The organism is Pseudomonas songnenensis (assembly GCF_003696315.1).
Lineage (GTDB): Bacteria > Pseudomonadota > Gammaproteobacteria > Pseudomonadales > Pseudomonadaceae > Stutzerimonas > Stutzerimonas songnenensis.
In genome coordinates this window covers 104,792-120,185 of sequence record NZ_RFFN01000008.1, presented here as the reverse complement: position 1 = coordinate 120,185, position 15,394 = coordinate 104,792, and the positions used below count along the sequence as shown (strand labels likewise).

Genomic DNA, 15,394 nt, shown 5'->3' with positions numbered 1-15,394 from the left:
CGCCGTTCGAGGAGTCGACATGAGCGCCCGAATCTTGCTGCTGCTGTTTGCCTTCCATGCATCGAGTGCAGTGGCGGCCGAGGCCGACCCGCTGCAATCGGTGATGTGGGAGTACCACCACAAGGGCTTGCTCAACAGCGAGCCCTACGTGTTCGACGAGCGCGTACAGGTGCAGGTACCGCCGTTCGCCGAGGATTCCCGCCAGGTGCCGGTGCATATCGACGCCCGCGCCCTGGGCGACGAGGTGGTGCGTATCGAGGCCTTCGCCGACCTCAACCCCATCCCACGCATCTTCACCTTTACTCCAGGCGAGCAGGTCGTGCCGCTGGTGGCCATTCGCATTCGGGTGCAACAGGCGACGCCAATCCGTGCCGCTGTGCTGACCCGCGATGGCGTCTGGCACATCGGCTCGGCGCGGGTCGATGCGGCCGGTGGCGGCTGCACAGCGCCAAGCGTCGTGCGCGCGCAAGCGGGTTGGGAAGACCGCCTGGGCGAGGTGGTTGGAGCGCGCTTCCCCCGCGGCGAGTTCAGCCGGTTGCGCCTGCAGGTATCCCACCCCATGGATAACGGTCTGGTCGGCGGTATTCCGGAGTTCTTCCTCAACCAGGCCGAACTGCGCGATGCAGACGGCAAGGTGATGGCGGAGCTGGAGCTCTATCCCGCCGTTGCCGAGAACCCGAACCTGAGTCTGGAAGTGAAGGGCGGTCAGGAAACCCGTTTGTGGCTGCGCGACAACAACGGCAACGAGTTCGAAGCCGCATTCTGATTGCACCGCGCACTCTGCGAGTAAGCAAACCAAGCCAAGGAGGCGTCATGCGCCTGTTCATGCTGATCTTCGCCTTCTGTATGACGCTACCCGTGCAGGCTGAGCTGAGCTACACGCTGCAGCCACGGCAGATCGCCGATGGGGTCTGGCTGCTGGAAGGCTCGACCGACAATTTCGACAAGCGCAATGGCGGCAATATCGTCAACACAGGTTTCATTGTCGGCGATGCAGGTGTCATCGTTATCGACAGTGGCCCATCCAGACTCTATGGCGAGGCGATGCGCGCGGCCATCTCCCGCGTCACCGATCTTCCGGTGACCAAGGTTCTGCTCACTCACCATCATCCCGATCACGTACTGGGCAACCAGGCTTTTGCTGATGTGCCGATCGCGGCGCTGGCCGGCACCACCGAGCTGCTGCGCGAGCAGGGCAATGCCATGGCCGAGAACATGTATCGTCTGGTTGGCGACTGGATGCGCGGCACCGAAGTGGTACTGCCGAACCAAACCGTTGCGCCCGGTACCCTGGAGGTGGCCGGGCGATCCCTGCGCTTGCTGGCACTGCGCGGGCATACCGGCGCCGATCTGGCCATTCTCGACGAGCGCAGTGGCGTGCTCTTCGCCGGCGACATTCTCTTCTTCCAGCGCGCCCTGACGACGCCGAACAGCCCGGGCCTGGATGTCTGGCTGGACGATCTGACGACACTCGAGGCGTTGCCGTGGAAACGGCTGGTAGCCGGTCACGGCCCGGTTGCCGACGATGCCGAGCCGTTCCGGCAGATGCGTGATTACCTCGGTTGGCTGGACGGCCTGCTGCGCGATGCTGCGCGTAGCGGGGCGGACATGAACGAGGTGATCCAGAGCCCGATCCCCGAGCGTTTCGCCGGCATCAGCCTGACCCGTTACGAGTTGATCCGTAGCGTCAGCCACCTGTATCCGCGCTACGAGGTCGACGCGCTGCAGCGCGTCGACCAGTAACGGCGTTACTGCAGCTCCAGCTGATCTCCACGCTCCTGCTGCCAGTCATCCAGGCTCGGGGCAGCCGCTTCGCCGTCCATGCGATGAATGATGGTGAAGTAGTCCTGCTTGAAGCGGTCCTGCATGATTTCACTGCGATTCCTGACCCGCACCGCATAGATGCTCTGCACGTTCTGGTGGTCGAAGTCGCGCCAGTACTGCTCGTCCTTGAGTAGCTGGTAGCGGTGGTTTTCCAGGGCCGCGATCACCGCTTCGGCATTGATACTGCCGGTGCGTTGGGCAGCGTCCGCCCACTGTCGGACGATGCCATAGGCTGAGGCTGCGGTGCTGCCCGGATACGCCTGATGCTGGGCGATGAATCGATCGGCAAACGCCTGACCTTCCGTGCTGCCGACCAGCTTGGGCACCCGCCAGGTCCAGGCTTCAGTGCCGATGACGTGCTCCATCACCAGCGGTCCGGCCTGCTCGACGATGCTTTGGGTCAGGTTGGGCACGATGATCTGCATGCGTTTGCCGAGCTCCAGGGTGTGCGCCAGACGCATGGTCTGCACCAGATCCTCCCCAAGCAGGACGATCACCAGTACATCGGCGTTACTGGCGGCGGCTTTCTGCAGAGCGGCCAGGTAGTCGCCGCGCCTTGCACCGCGCTCGGCGATCTTCGAGTAGCCATGGCGCGCGCGGTCGCGGCTCTTGGTCGCTTCGCGTAACGCCTGCTCCATGCTGCGGCCCCATGCGTCGTCCAGGCTGACGTAGTGATAACGGCGGTTGGGCATGTGCCAGCTGAGGTATTCGCCGAGCACGCGGGCGCTCATCCAGGCGCTGTTGGATTCTCGAAACAGATGGCGATGTCCGTCGCGCCCGGTGATTTCGTTGGCGTAGCCGAGCGTGGGGAAATAGAGCAGCCCGAGCTCGCGTGCTCGCTGGCCAGCGGCAAGGGCTTCCTCGCTATTGGCGCCGCCGAACACCATCGCCGCGCCCTGGATGGCGAAGCGTTCGATATTGGCTTGGGCTTTTTCGGGGCGGGCGGCGGAATTCAGGCTGACCAGCTGCAGCTGCCGGCCAAGCAAACCACCACGACCATTGATTTCATCGACCGCCAGCAGCGCACCGCGGCTCAGTTCCAGGCCTTCGGATTTGTAGTTGCCGGTACTCGGGTAGTTGAGCCCGATGCGGATTGGTTCGGCTGCATGTGCGGTCAGGGCAGTAAGCAAGGCAAGGGCGATAGCCAGGGAATGGCGAAGCATGGCTCGTATCCTTCTGAGCGAGGGGACGTTCGTTTTAGGGGCTGGGCCAGCACAGCGAAATAGTCTTTTCCGGCCGGATCGTTGCGACTTCGGTGCCGCTCGTGACCCGTACGGCCCTGAAAAACCGCGGGTTGCGCCGTCCACGGCGGCGTATTGCTACCAAGGGAGTAGGAAAATCGGTACTGCGGGCAATTGTTGCCGAAGCGGGGCAAACCAAGAATCAACCCCAGACCGGGAAAATTTCCCGGCATAACAATGAACCCGCAGAGGTAGCCGCAATGAAGCACACCGGTCTTCGCAAGCCCTTCGCCTTGACGGCGCTATGCGCCGCGGTGGCGATGTCCAGCCTGCACGCCTGGGCCGTAACCGACCAGGAAATCCTCAACGACGCCAAGTCCACCGACCAGATCGTGACCAACGGTATGGGCTTGCAGGGCCAGCGCTACAGCACCCTGGACGCGTTGAACACCAATAACATCAATCAGTTGCGACCGGTTTGGGGCTTCTCTCTGGGTGGTGAAAAGCAGCGCGGCCAGGAAGCGCAGCCGCTGATCAAGGACGGTGTGATGTACATCACCGGTTCCTACTCCCGCGTGTACGCGGTCGATGCCCGTACCGGCAAGGAACTGTGGCAGTACGATGCGCGCCTTCCCGACGGCATCATGCCGTGCTGTGACGTGATCAACCGTGGCGTGGCGCTGTATGACGATCTGGTGATCTTCGGCACGCTGGACGCCAAGCTGGTTGCGCTGAACAAGGACACCGGCAAGGTCGTCTGGAAGAAAACCGTCGCCGATTACAAGGCCGGTTATTCGCTGACCGCAGCCCCGCTGGTGGTCAAGGGCAAGCTGATTACCGGTGTGTCCGGTGGCGAATTCGGCGTGGTCGGCAAGATCGAAGCGTACAACCCGAAGAACGGCGAACTGCTGTGGACCCGTCCGACGGTCGAAGGCCACATGGGCTACGTGTGGAAGGACGGCAAGAAGGTCGAAAGTGGCATCTCCGGCGGCGAAGCGGGCAAGACCTGGCCGGGCGACCTGTGGAAGACCGGCGGTGCGGCTCCGTGGCTGGGCGGCTACTACGATCCGGACACCGATTCGCTGCTGTTCGGTACCGGCAACCCGGCACCGTGGAACTCGCACCTGCGCCCTGGCGACAACCTGTATTCCTCCTCGCGTCTGGCGCTGGACCCGAACGACGGCTCGATCAAGTGGCATTTCCAGACCACACCGCATGACGGCTGGGACTTCGACGGTGTGAACGAACTGGTGTCCTTCGACTATCAGGAAGGCGGCAAGACCATCAAGGCTGCCGGTACCGCCGACCGCAACGGCTTCTTCTACGTACTCGATCGCACCAACGGCAAGTTCATCCGTGGCTTCCCGTTCGTCGACAAGATCACCTGGGCCAAAGGCCTGGACAAGAACGGCCGGCCAATCTACGACGACGCCAATCGTCCGGGCTCGCCCAACGACGCTGGCGCGCAGGGCAAGACCGTCACGGTGGCGCCGTCGTTCCTCGGTGGCAAGAACTGGATGCCGATGGCCTACAGCCAGGACACCGGACTGTTCTATGTGCCGTCCAACGAGTGGAGCATGGACATCTGGAACGAAGGCACCGCCTACAAGAAGGGCGCGGCCTACCTGGGTGCCGGTTTCACCATCCATCCGCTCAACGACGATTACATCGGCGTGCTGCGCGCCATCGATCCGAAGACCGGCAAGGAAGTCTGGCGCTACAAGAACTACGCGCCGCTGTGGGGCGGTGTGCTGGCGACCAAGGGCAACCTGGTGTTCACCGGCAACCCGGAAGGCTACCTGATGGCCTTCGATGCCAAGACCGGCAAGAAGCTCTACGAGTTCAACACCGGCTCGGGCGTGATCGGCTCTCCGGTTACCTGGGAAATGGACGGCGAGCAGTACGTCTCCGTTCTCTCCGGCTGGGGTGGCGCGGTTCCACTGTGGGGCGGCGAGGTTGCCAAGCGGGTGAAGGAGTTCAACCAGGGCGGTATGGTCTGGACCTTCAAGCTGCCTAAGGATCAGATCGCCAAGCGCTGATCGGCCTGTGTCACGGAGCCCGGCAACCGCCGGGCTCCACAAACGAAGAACCCCGGTCGTCGTGGCCGGGGTTTTTTCGTTTCGCAGCAGGCGTGCCTTTCAGGCCTGGCGATAGGCGCTCGGCGTGACGCCGACTTCGCGGCGAAACACCTGGGAAAAATGACTCGGGCTCGAGTAGCCCACCTCCAGTCCGATGTCGATGACGCTGCGCTGGGTTTCGATCAGCAGCTGTCGAGCCCGCGCCATGCGCAGGCCGATGAAGTACTGCGACGGCGAGAATCCGGTGGCACGTTTGAACATCCGGCTGAAGTGGTACTCGCTCAGCTCGGCGGTACGGGCCAGCCTGGTGAGGCTGAACTCATCGGCCAGCCGAGCGTTCATTGCGTCGATGACTTTCCGCAGCTTGTACGCCTGCAGGGCATTGCTGCGGCGGATGACGCCTTGTGGGGCCCGATAGTGGCGCAGCAGATGCACGGCCAGCGTTTGAGCCAGGCCACGCAGGCACAGCAGGCTGGGCGTACGCTGGTCGAGCAACTCCTGGCGCAGGCTTTCCATCAGCCAGTGAACCGTTTCGTCCCTGCCGCCGGAAACATCCAGCAGCGCGACCGCTGTGCTCTGTGGTCCGAGCAGTTCCCGTGCGGCCTGTTCGATGAATGGCAGACCGAGATACAGGTGCATCACCTCGAAGCGGTCCCCTTCAAGCGTCTGCCAGCGCATTTCGTACGGCTCTTGGGTGTTGGTCAGAAAGAAGTCGCCGACCCTCACGGTTGCTGCGCTCCATGGCCCATCCAAGCCACGCTCTTCGACACGGGCCGTACCGGCGAGTACCAGAACCAGTAGCGGTTCTACCACTGCGGGTACTCGAATTGGCTCGGTGATGGTGCGATGGCTGAAGAACTGCACGACCACGTCCTGCAGCGGCGGCAGCGCAGTTACGTCAGCATCTCCGGGTAGGTGGTCGCGCATGGACTGAGCAGTGGCGCGCCACGTATCAGGCACTGGTGGGGCTTCGGACGACCGAGGCACGGCGTGCTCCCATAACAAGTAGGCGTCGATAGGTTAGCGCAGGCCCTCGCCACTGGCCGGCTATGCTGCGCGCAAAACCCCGACAGCCAGCGCAAGCGTGCGAAAGCCGGGCTTGCCGCACTGAGGGAGACTGAACCCGTCAATAACGAAGGCGCCCTGGCGTCGTCCGTAACGGGAGGAGAGCACCATGACCGATTCCAAGCACACTGTTATCCAGGAAGTCGAAGGCAAGGTCGCGCTGGTCACTGGCGCGGCCAGCGGCATCGGCAGGGCCATCGCCTTGCTGCTGCACGAGCGCGGCGCGAAGGTTGTCGCTGAAGACATCGACCCCGCGGTCGAAGAACTCACCCGGCCGGGGCTGGTGCCGTTGCAGGCGGATATCACCGAAGACGGCGCCGCCGAGCGTGCCGTCGGCCTGGCCATCGAGCAGTTCGGCCGGCTGGACATTCTGGTCAACAACGCCGGAATCATCATCAACAAGCTGGTGGTGGACATGACCCGCGAGGACTGGGAGCGCATTCAGGCGGTCAACGCCACGGCGGCCTTCCTGCATTGCCGCGAAGCGGTCAAGGCAATGATGCCCAATCGCTCGGGGGCGATCGTCAACATTGCGTCCTACGCGTCCTACTTTGCCTTTCCGACCATCGCCGCCTATACGGCCTCGAAGGGTGCGCTGGCGCAGCTGACTCGCACGCTGGCACTGGAGGCGATCGAGCATGGCATCCGGGTCAATGCCATCGGCGTAGGCGATGTGGTGACGAACATCCTCAACGATGTGGTCGAGGACGGGCCGGGCTTTCTCGCCCAGCATGGGCAAGCCGCACCCATCGGGCGCGCGGCGCAGCCGGAGGAGATCGCCGAGATCGTCGCCTTTCTCGCCTCGGAGCGGGCCAGCTTCATGGTCGGCTCGGTGGTCATGGCCGATGGCGGCATGACGGTCACGGCCGGCTGATGCCGCCGCAGAAACACGAACCCCGCCAGTAGGCGGGGTTCGGTGCTTTACAGGCGCGGGATCAGTCTTCCAGCGAGCCCATCGCGGTGGTGTTGAAGCCGCCGTCGACGTAGAGGATCTCACCGCTGATGCCGGACGCCAGGTCCGAGCAGAGGAAGGCACCGGCGTTGCCGACTTCGTCGATGGTGACGTTGCGGCGCAGCGGGGTCTGCTTCTCGTTGGCAGCGAGCATCTTGCGGAAGCTGGCGATGCCGGAGGCGGCGAGGGTACGGATCGGACCGGCCGAGATGCAGTTGACGCGGGTGCCTTCCGGGCCGAGGCTGCCGGCCAGGTAGCGAACACCGGCTTCCAGACTGGCCTTGGCCATGCCCATGACGTTGTAGTTCGGCATGGTGCGCTCGGCGCCCAGGTAGGAGAGGGTGAGCAGGCTGCCGTTGCGGCCCTTCATCATCTCGCGGCCGGCCTTGGCCAGGGCGACGAAGCTGTAGGCGCTGATGTCGTGAGCGATCTTGAAGCCTTCACGGGTGGTGACTTCGGTGAAGTCGCCGTTGAGCTGGTCGCCGGGAGCGAAGCCGACGGAATGCACGATGCAATCCAGACCGTCCCACTTCTTGCTCAGCTCTTCGAATACGCGGGCGATGTCCTCATCGTTGGCGACGTCGCAGGGGAAGCACAGCTCCGGGCCCGAACCCCAGCCTGCGGCGAATTCCTCGACGCGGCCCTTGAGCTTTTCATTCTGGTAGGTGAAAGCCAGTTCTGCACCTTCGCGATGCATGGCGGCGGCGATGCCCGAGGCAATCGACAGTTTGCTGGCAACGCCGACGATCAGTACGCGCTTACCGGTGAGAAAACCCATGTGCTTGTCCCTCTTCTGGTTGTTCGGCAGTGCCGGGCGCCATGAAGGCGGATTCCAGCAGCTGCTGTGTATACGGATGTTGCGGTGCCGCAAAGATGTCCGCGGCCGCACCTTGTTCCACCACCTGGCCCTGCTTGACCACCATCATCTGGTGGCTCAGCGCCCTGACCACCGCCAGGTCATGGCTGATGAACAGGTAAGTCAGGTTGTACTTGGCCTGCAACGAGCGCAGTAGCTCCACCACCTGTCGCTGCACCGTGCGATCGAGCGCAGACGTCGGCTCGTCGAGCAGTATCAGCGCCGGTTTCAACACCAGAGCCCGGGCGATGGCAATGCGTTGCCTCTGCCCGCCGGAAAACTCGTGGGGATAGCGATGCCGGGTTTCCGGATCGAGACCCACTTCCACGAGTGCGTCAATGATTGCCTGTTCCTGCTCCCTGGCATTGCCCATCCGGTGGATGTGCAACCCCTCGCCAACGATCTGCCCGACCGACATGCGCGGGCTCAGGCTGCCGAAGGGGTCCTGGAAGACCACCTGCATCTGCCGGCGCAGCGGCCGGACCTGGCGCTGCGACATGCTCTGCAGTTGCTGGCCCTGGAAGCGGATCTCGCCGCGACTACCCAACAAACGAAGGATAGCCAAGCCCAGCGTGGACTTGCCCGACCCGCTTTCGCCAACGATGCCCAGCGTCTGCCCCTTGGGCAGGCTGAAGTTCACACCATCGACTGCCTTGATGTGGTCGACGGTGCGCCGTAGCAGGCCCTTCTTGATCGGGAACCACACGCGCAGGTCGTCGACCTCGAGCAATGGCGGCGCTTCCTCCACTGCCACTGGGCCGCCGCTGGGCTCGGCCGCGAGCAGTTCCTGGGTGTACGGATGCTTGGGCGCGCGGAACAGATCTTCACACAACGCCTGTTCGACGACGCGACCGCGCTGCATGACACATACGCGATGGGCAATGCGCCGAACCAGGTTGAGATCGTGGCTGATCAGCAGCAGTGCCATGCCCAGGCGTGCCTGCAGTTCCTTCAGCAATTCGAGGATCTTCAGCTGCACGGTGACGTCGAGCGCCGTGGTCGGCTCGTCGGCGATCAGCAGCTCCGGCTCGTTGGCCAGCGCCATGGCGATGACCACTCGCTGGCGTTGCCCGCCCGACAACTCGTGCGGGTACGCACGGATGCGCTTGCGTGGCTCGGGGATGCCAACCAGTTCCAGCAACTCCAGTGTGCGGGCGGTTGCCTCCTTGCCACGCAGACCCTTGTGAATCTCCAGAACCTCGTTGATCTGCTTGCCCACGGTGTGCAGCGGGTTGAGCGAGGTCATCGGTTCCTGGAAGACCATGGCGATGCGATTTCCACGGATTTTACGCATGGCCTTTTCATCGGCCTTGAGCAGATCCTGGCCATGGAACAGGATCTGGCCCTGCGGGTGCCGGGCGAGCGGGTAGGGCAGCAGACGCAGTATCGAGTGCGCGGTAACTGATTTACCCGAGCCGCTTTCGCCGACAAGCGCCAGGGTCTCACCCCTGCGGATATCGAAGGTGACGCCCTCGACGACACGCTGGACCTGCTCGCCAGTGACGAACTCGACGGCCAGATCGCGGACCTCGACCAGGTTCTCGGCTATCGGTTGTTCGGCCATGTTATTTCCTTGGGTCGAAGGCATCGCGCGCCGCCTCCCCGATGAACACCAGCAGGGTCAGCATCACCGCCAGCACCATGAAGGCGCTGATGCCGAGCCAGGGCGCCTGCAGATTGGCCTTGCCCTGGGCGACCAGTTCACCCAGCGACGGCGAGCCGGCTGGCAGGCCGAAGCCGAGGAAGTCCAGCGCGGTGAGGGTGCCGATGGCACCGGTGAGAATGAACGGCATGAAGGTCATGGTCGAAACCATGGCATTGGGCAGGATGTGGCGAAACATGATCGCGCCGTTCTGCATGCCGAGCGCACGGGCGGCGCGCACGTACTCGAGGTTGCGTCCGCGGAGGAATTCGGCGCGTACCACATCCACCAGGCTCATCCAGGAGAACAGCAGCATGATGCCCAGCAGCCACCAGAAGTTCGGCTGCACGAAGCTGGCCAGAATGATCAGCAGATAGAGCACCGGCAGCCCCGACCAAATCTCCAGCAGGCGCTGGCCGACCAGGTCGACCCAGCCGCCATAGAAGCCCTGCAGGGCGCCGGCGATGACGCCGATCACCGAGCTGATCAGGGTCAGCGTCAAGGCGAACAGTACCGAGATGCGGAAACCGTAGATCACCCGGGCCAGTACGTCGCGACCCTGGTCATCGGTGCCCAGCCAGTTCTCCAGTGACGGTGGCGCCGGTGCTGGCACCTGCAGTTCGTAGTTGATGCTCGAATAATTGAAGGGGATGGCCGGCCAGACCATCCAGCCGTCCTTCTCGGCGATCAGCTCCTGGATGTACGGACTCTTGTAGTTGGCTTGCAATGGGAATTCGCCGCCGAAGGCCGTTTCCGGGTAGCGCTTGAACACCGGGAAGAACCATTCGCCGTCGTAGCGCACCACGATCGGCTTGTCGTTGGCGATGATCTCCGCGCCGAGGCTGAGCACGAACAGCGCGAGGAAGATCCATAGCGACCACCAGCCACGCTTGTGCGCCTTGAACAGTGCCAGCCTGCGCTGATTGAGGGGGGACAACTGCATCTCAGGCCTCCCTGCTTTCGAAATCGATGCGCGGGTCGACCAGCGTGTAGGTCAGGTCGCCGATCAGCTTCACCACCAAGCCGAGCAGGGTGAAGAGGAAGAGGGTGCCGAACACCACCGGATAGTCGCGGTTGATCGCCGCCTCGAAGCTGAGCAGCCCGAGCCCGTCGAGGGAGAAGATCACTTCGATCAGTAGCGAACCGGTGAAGAACATGCCAATGAAGGCCGCCGGAAAGCCGGCGATGATGATCAGCATCGCATTGCGAAACACGTGGCCATACAGCACACGATTCTTGCTCAAGCCCTTCGCCCGTGCCGTGATCACGTACTGCTTGTTGATCTCGTCGAGGAAGCTGTTCTTGGTCAGTAGCGTCAGCGTCGCGAAGTTGCCGATAACCAGTGCGGTGACAGGCAGGGCCAGGTGCCAGAAATAGTCGATGATCTTGCCGCCGAGGGTCAGGTCTTCGAAGTTGGCCGATGTCAGTCCGCGTAACGGAAACCAGTTCCAGTAACTGCCCCCGGCGAACAGCACGATCAGCAGGATGGCGAACAGGAACGCCGGGATGGCGTAGCCGACGATGATTGCCGAGCTGGTCCAGACGTCGAACTTGCTGCCGTGGCGTGTGGCCTTGGCGATCCCCAGCGGAATCGAGGCCAGGTACATGATCAGCGTGCTCCATAGCCCCAGCGAGATGGAGACAGGCATCTTCTCGATGATCAGGTCGGTAACCTTGGCATCGCGGAAGAAGCTTTCGCCGAAATCCAGCCGCAGGTAGTTGCTGAGCATGATCCAGAAGCGCTCTACCGGTGGCTTGTCGAAGCCATACAGGCGTTCGATCTCGGCTACCAGCTCAGGGTCCAGGCCCTGCGCACCGCGGTAGCTGGTGCCGGCGACCGCAACTTCCGAACCGCCGCCAGCGATGCGGCTGGTTGCGCCTTCGAAGCCTTCCAGTTTGGCGATTGCCTGTTCGACCGGACCGCCTGGCGCTGCCTGGATAATGATGAAGTTGATCAGCAGAATGCCGAACAGCGTAGGGATGATCAGCAGCAGGCGGCGAAAAATATAAGCGAGCATGCTTAGCGCTCCGCCTCGCCGTTATCGGCTGGCGTGCTCGCACCAGCTTCCTCGGCTTTCTTCGCTTCCACCGGATCGGCGACCGGTGCCTTCGCATCGGGCTTGCGCCACCAGGTCATCAGGCCGATGTCCTGTTTTGGCGTTACCTCGGGGTGCGCAAGGTGGTTCCAGTAAGCCACGCGCCAGGTCTTGATATGCCAGTTCGGCACCACGTAGTGACCCCAGAGCAGTACGCGATCCAGAGCGCGGGTATGGGTAACCAGCTCCTTGCGTGAGTCTGCACCGATCAGTCCTTCCACGAGGCTGTCGATCGCCGGATCCTTGAGGCCAATGAAGTTGCGGCTGCCCGGGTTGTCCGCACTCGCCGAATGCCAGTATTCGCGTTGCTCGTTGCCGGGCGAATTGGATTGGCCGAAGCCGCTGACGATCATGTCGTAGTCACGCGAACGGAGGCGGTTGATGTACTGCGACACGTCAACCCGACGGATCTCCAGCTCGATGCCGAGATCGGCCAGGTTGCGCTTGTAGGGCAGCAGAACCCGTTCGAACTCTGCCTGCACGAGCAGGAATTCTAGCTTTACCGGCTTGCCCTGGGCATCCAGCATCCGGTCGTTCTCGACCTTCCAGCCCGCTTCGGTCAGCAGCCGGTACGCCTGGCGCTGCTGTTCACGGATCACCCCGTTGCCCTCGGTACGCGGCAGCTCGAATGCCTTGTCGAACACCTCGTCCGGAATCTTGCCGCGCAGTGGCTCGAGTACCTTCAGCTCGTCCTCATCCGGCAAGCCGGATGAGGCCAGCTCGGAGTTGTCGAAATAGCTGCGGGTGCGGGTATAGGCACCGTTGAATAGCTGCCGATTGGTCCATTCGTAATCGAACAGCAATCCGAGGGCCTCACGTACGCGGCGGTCCTCCAGTTGCGGGCGGCGGATATTGAAGATGAAGCCCTGCATCCCGGTCGGGTTGTAGTTGCGGATCTCGTCCTTGACGATGCGTCCGTCCCGGACCGCGGCGATGTCATAGGCGGTGGCCCAGTTCTTTGCGCTGGTTTCGAACCAGTAGTCGAAATGGCCGGCCTTGAAGGCTTGCAGTGCAACGGTGTTGTCGCGGTAGTAATCGAAGTTGATGCGGTCGAAGTTGTAGAACCCGCGATTGACCGGCAGATCCTTGCCCCAGTAGTCCTCGACCCGGGCGTAGCGGATCGAACGTCCGGCCTGGATTTTATCGACCCGGTAGGGACCGCTTCCCAGCGGGACTTCCAGACTGCCGGAGCTGAAATCACGATCCTCCCACCAGTGTTTGGGTAATACCGGCAGTTGTCCGAGGATCATCGGCAGCTCGCGATTGCCGGCGTGCTTGAAATCAAAGCGAACCCGTCGAGGGCTTTCGGCGACGACCTTCTCCACATCGGCGTAATAGCCCCGGTAGTGCGGTGCGCCCTTGCTCATCAGTGTTTCGAAAGTGAACACCACATCTTCGGCCTTCACCGGCTCGCCATCGTGAAAACGGGCTTCCGGCCTTAGATGGAAACGCACCCAGCTGTTGTTCGGGCCTTTTTCGATCTTCTCGGCCAGCAGGCCGTAGACGGTGAAGGGCTCGTCCAGGCTGTTGGTGGTCAGGGTGTCATAGACCAGGCTGATGTCGTCGGCGGCGACACCCTTGTTGATGAAGGGATTGAGTGAGTCGAAGCTGCCGAAACCGGCCTGTCGCAGCGTGCCGCCTTTAGGCGCGTCGGGATTGACGTACTCGAAATGCTTGAAGTCGGCCGGGTACTTGGGCTTCTCGTCATACAACGTCAGGGCATGCCGGGGCGCAGCCTCGGCCAGGGTCGCCATGCAGAGCAGGCTCAGCAGGCCGGCGCGAAGCAGCGGAAAGCGCACGCGATTGTTCATTGTTTCTTCTCCAGGCTCTTCAGCCACCACGCGCGCAGACCCAGGGTATAGGGCGGCGTGGTGACATGGGCGAACCGATTGCGGTACGCCAGGCGGTGGTTACTGATGAACCAGTTCGGAATGGTGTAGTGGTTCCACAGCAGTACCCGGTCGATGGCGCGGGCGGCTGCGACCTGCTCGTCGCGTGTTTGCGCGGCGAGCAGTTTGGCAATCAGGTCGTCGACGATCGGGTTGGCGACACCGGCATAATTGCGGCCGCCTTTGACGTCGACCTGACTGGAATGAAAGTACAGGTGCTGCTCGATGCCTGGGCTGAGACTCTGCACCAGGGTCATCAGGATCATGTCGTAGTCGTAGTGATCGAGCCGTTGCTTGTACTGTGCGCTGTCGACCGTGCGCAGGTTGGCCTGGATGCCGATGCGCGCGAGATTCTCGATGTAGGGCTGAAGGACTCGCTCGAGCCGCGGATTGACCAGCAGGATTTCAAAGCGCAGTGGCTGCCCAGCGCTATTGAGCAGGCCCGCATCCGAGGCTTTCCAGCCCGCTTCGGCGAGCAAACCCAGCGCGCGACGCAGCGTTTCCCGCGGGATGCCACGACCGTCGGTTCGTGGTAGTTCGAATGGCTCGGTAAACAGCCTGGCCGGGAGCTGTTTGCGATAGGGGGATAGCAGCAGCCACTCGCCACCCTCAGGCTTGCCGGTCGCGGTGAAGTCGCTGTTGGGGTAGTAGCTTTCGCTGCGGCGGTAGGCGCCATAGAACAGCGCGCGGTTGGTCCACTCGAAATCGAACATCAGCCCCAGGGCCTCGCGCACGCGCTGGTCGGCGAACGTCGTGCGGCGGCCGTTCATGAACAACGCCTGGGTCTGGGTGGGAATCTGGTGGGGAATCTCGGCACGGATGATGTCGCCACGCATCATGGCGGGAAACTGGTATCCGTTGGCCCAGTTCTTCGCCTGGTGCTCGATATAGAAATCGAATTCACCGACTTTGAAGGCTTCGAATGCCACGACGCTGTCGCGATAGAACTCGACGTCGACACGGTTGAAATTGTACTTGCCCTGGTTGACCGGAAGCTTGGCGCCCCACCAGTTGCGTACCCGCTCGAACACCACCTGACGCCCAGGTTGTACATGAGTGATGCGATAGGGGCCGCTGCCCAGCGGCGGTTCGAAGGTAGTGGCCTTGAAGTCGCGGTTCTTCCAGTAATGCTGTGGCAGTACCGGCAATTCGCCGAGGCGCATGACCAGCAAAGGGTTGTTCGGCTGCTCGAAGACGAAGCGGATGCGATGGCGATTGAGGATGTCGACGCGCTTCACGCCTTGCAGATTGGTGCGGTACTGAGGGTGACCGTCCTTGATCAGCAGGCGGTAGGAAAAGGCGACATCGTAGGCGGTGATCGGCTTGCCGTCATGAAAGCGGGCTTCCTTGCGCAGGTTGAAGACCACCCAGCTGTTGTTGTCGCTGTACTCAACGGATTCGGCGATCAGCCCGTAACTGGAAGCGGGCTCGTCTCCGGACGGATCGTAGATGCCGGTGCCGACCATCAGCGGCTCGTTCAGCTCACTGATGCCGTACTGGAGGAAGCCCGGTGTGGCGCTGGGACTGGTGCCCTTGAAGGTATAGGGATTGAGCGTGTCGAAGGTGCCCGACGCCATCAGTTTGATCTGGCCGCCCTTGGGCGCGCGCGGGTTCACCCAATCGAAGTGGGTGAACGAGGCTGGGTACTTAAGAGTGCCGAACTGCGCATAACCATGGCTTTCGCTGATGGTAGCGAGGGCGGGAAAGCTCAAGGCCAGGCAGGTCAGTAACAGTAGCAGGGCTCGCATCAGACGGGGGATCCGATCCTTGGCGCTTACGGGCTTCTCGGGCCGGTACAGTAACAGCTTGTA

Annotated in this window: 12 protein-coding genes; 4 read left to right on the top strand and 8 right to left on the bottom strand. The window is 62.5% G+C overall.

From position 1 onward, the window contains the following. Positions 1-19: 19 nt before the first annotated feature. Positions 20-766, top strand: a complete 747-nt coding sequence (locus EA798_RS18145; RefSeq protein ID WP_122099844.1) for a quinoprotein dehydrogenase-associated SoxYZ-like carrier — start codon at positions 20-22, stop codon at positions 764-766. 47 nt (positions 767-813) lie between these two features. Beyond that, positions 814-1,743: a quinoprotein relay system zinc metallohydrolase 1 gene (locus EA798_RS18140; protein WP_106158597.1), complete on the top strand. Its 930-nt coding sequence runs from the start codon at positions 814-816 to the stop codon at positions 1,741-1,743. Positions 1,744-1,748: 5 nt separating this feature from the next. Here the strand turns inward: EA798_RS18140 and EA798_RS18135 are convergent, their stop codons facing one another. Beyond that, positions 1,749-2,987 carry a substrate-binding protein gene (locus EA798_RS18135; RefSeq protein WP_106158598.1) on the bottom strand — a complete coding sequence of 413 codons (1,239 nt, stop codon included), beginning with the start codon at positions 2,985-2,987 and terminating at the stop codon, positions 1,749-1,751. A gap of 278 nt (positions 2,988-3,265) precedes the next feature. Here EA798_RS18135 and EA798_RS18130 point away from each other — a divergent pair, with 278 nt between their 5' ends. After that, the gene (locus EA798_RS18130) at positions 3,266-5,044 is read left to right on the top strand and encodes a PQQ-dependent methanol/ethanol family dehydrogenase (protein WP_106158599.1); all 1,779 of its coding nucleotides are present in this window, start codon (positions 3,266-3,268) and stop codon (positions 5,042-5,044) included. A 99-nt stretch (positions 5,045-5,143) separates the two neighbouring features. On the opposite strand, the gene EA798_RS18125 is transcribed toward EA798_RS18130, so the two are convergent. Continuing rightward, positions 5,144-6,010 carry a helix-turn-helix domain-containing protein gene (locus tag EA798_RS18125; RefSeq protein WP_122099843.1) on the bottom strand — a complete coding sequence of 289 codons (867 nt, stop codon included), beginning with the start codon at positions 6,008-6,010 and terminating at the stop codon, positions 5,144-5,146. A 247-nt stretch (positions 6,011-6,257) separates the two neighbouring features. Here EA798_RS18125 and EA798_RS18120 point away from each other — a divergent pair, with 247 nt between their 5' ends. After that, positions 6,258-7,022: an SDR family NAD(P)-dependent oxidoreductase gene (locus EA798_RS18120; protein WP_122099842.1), complete on the top strand. Its 765-nt coding sequence runs from the start codon at positions 6,258-6,260 to the stop codon at positions 7,020-7,022. Between the two features lie 61 nt (positions 7,023-7,083). Here the strand turns inward: EA798_RS18120 and fabI are convergent, their stop codons facing one another. The 6 genes from fabI to EA798_RS18090 are packed head-to-tail and all read right to left on the bottom strand — an operon-like array spanning position 7,084 to position 15,331. Then, positions 7,084-7,878, bottom strand: a complete 795-nt coding sequence (gene fabI / locus EA798_RS18115; RefSeq protein ID WP_106158602.1) for an enoyl-ACP reductase FabI — start codon at positions 7,876-7,878, stop codon at positions 7,084-7,086. Then, the gene (locus EA798_RS18110) at positions 7,859-9,505 is read right to left on the bottom strand and encodes an ABC transporter ATP-binding protein (RefSeq protein WP_165362493.1); all 1,647 of its coding nucleotides are present in this window, start codon (positions 9,503-9,505) and stop codon (positions 7,859-7,861) included. Before EA798_RS18110 ends, fabI begins: the two co-directional genes overlap by 20 nt. A 16-nt stretch (positions 9,506-9,521) precedes the next feature. Then, positions 9,522-10,541: an ABC transporter permease gene (locus EA798_RS18105; protein ID WP_106158604.1), complete on the bottom strand. Its 1,020-nt coding sequence runs from the start codon at positions 10,539-10,541 to the stop codon at positions 9,522-9,524. A 1-nt stretch (position 10,542) separates the two neighbouring features. Then, positions 10,543-11,616 carry a microcin C ABC transporter permease YejB gene (locus EA798_RS18100; RefSeq protein WP_122099840.1) on the bottom strand — a complete coding sequence of 358 codons (1,074 nt, stop codon included), beginning with the start codon at positions 11,614-11,616 and terminating at the stop codon, positions 10,543-10,545. Between the two features lie 2 nt (positions 11,617-11,618). Then, positions 11,619-13,505 (bottom strand): extracellular solute-binding protein, encoded by a 1,887-nt coding sequence (locus tag EA798_RS18095; RefSeq protein WP_106158606.1) that lies wholly within the window; start codon positions 13,503-13,505, stop codon positions 11,619-11,621. Further along, entirely contained in the window at positions 13,502-15,331 is a 1,830-nt protein-coding gene (locus EA798_RS18090; RefSeq protein ID WP_122099839.1) for an extracellular solute-binding protein, read from the bottom strand. Before EA798_RS18090 ends, EA798_RS18095 begins: the two co-directional genes overlap by 4 nt. Positions 15,332-15,394: the final 63 nt, after the last annotated feature.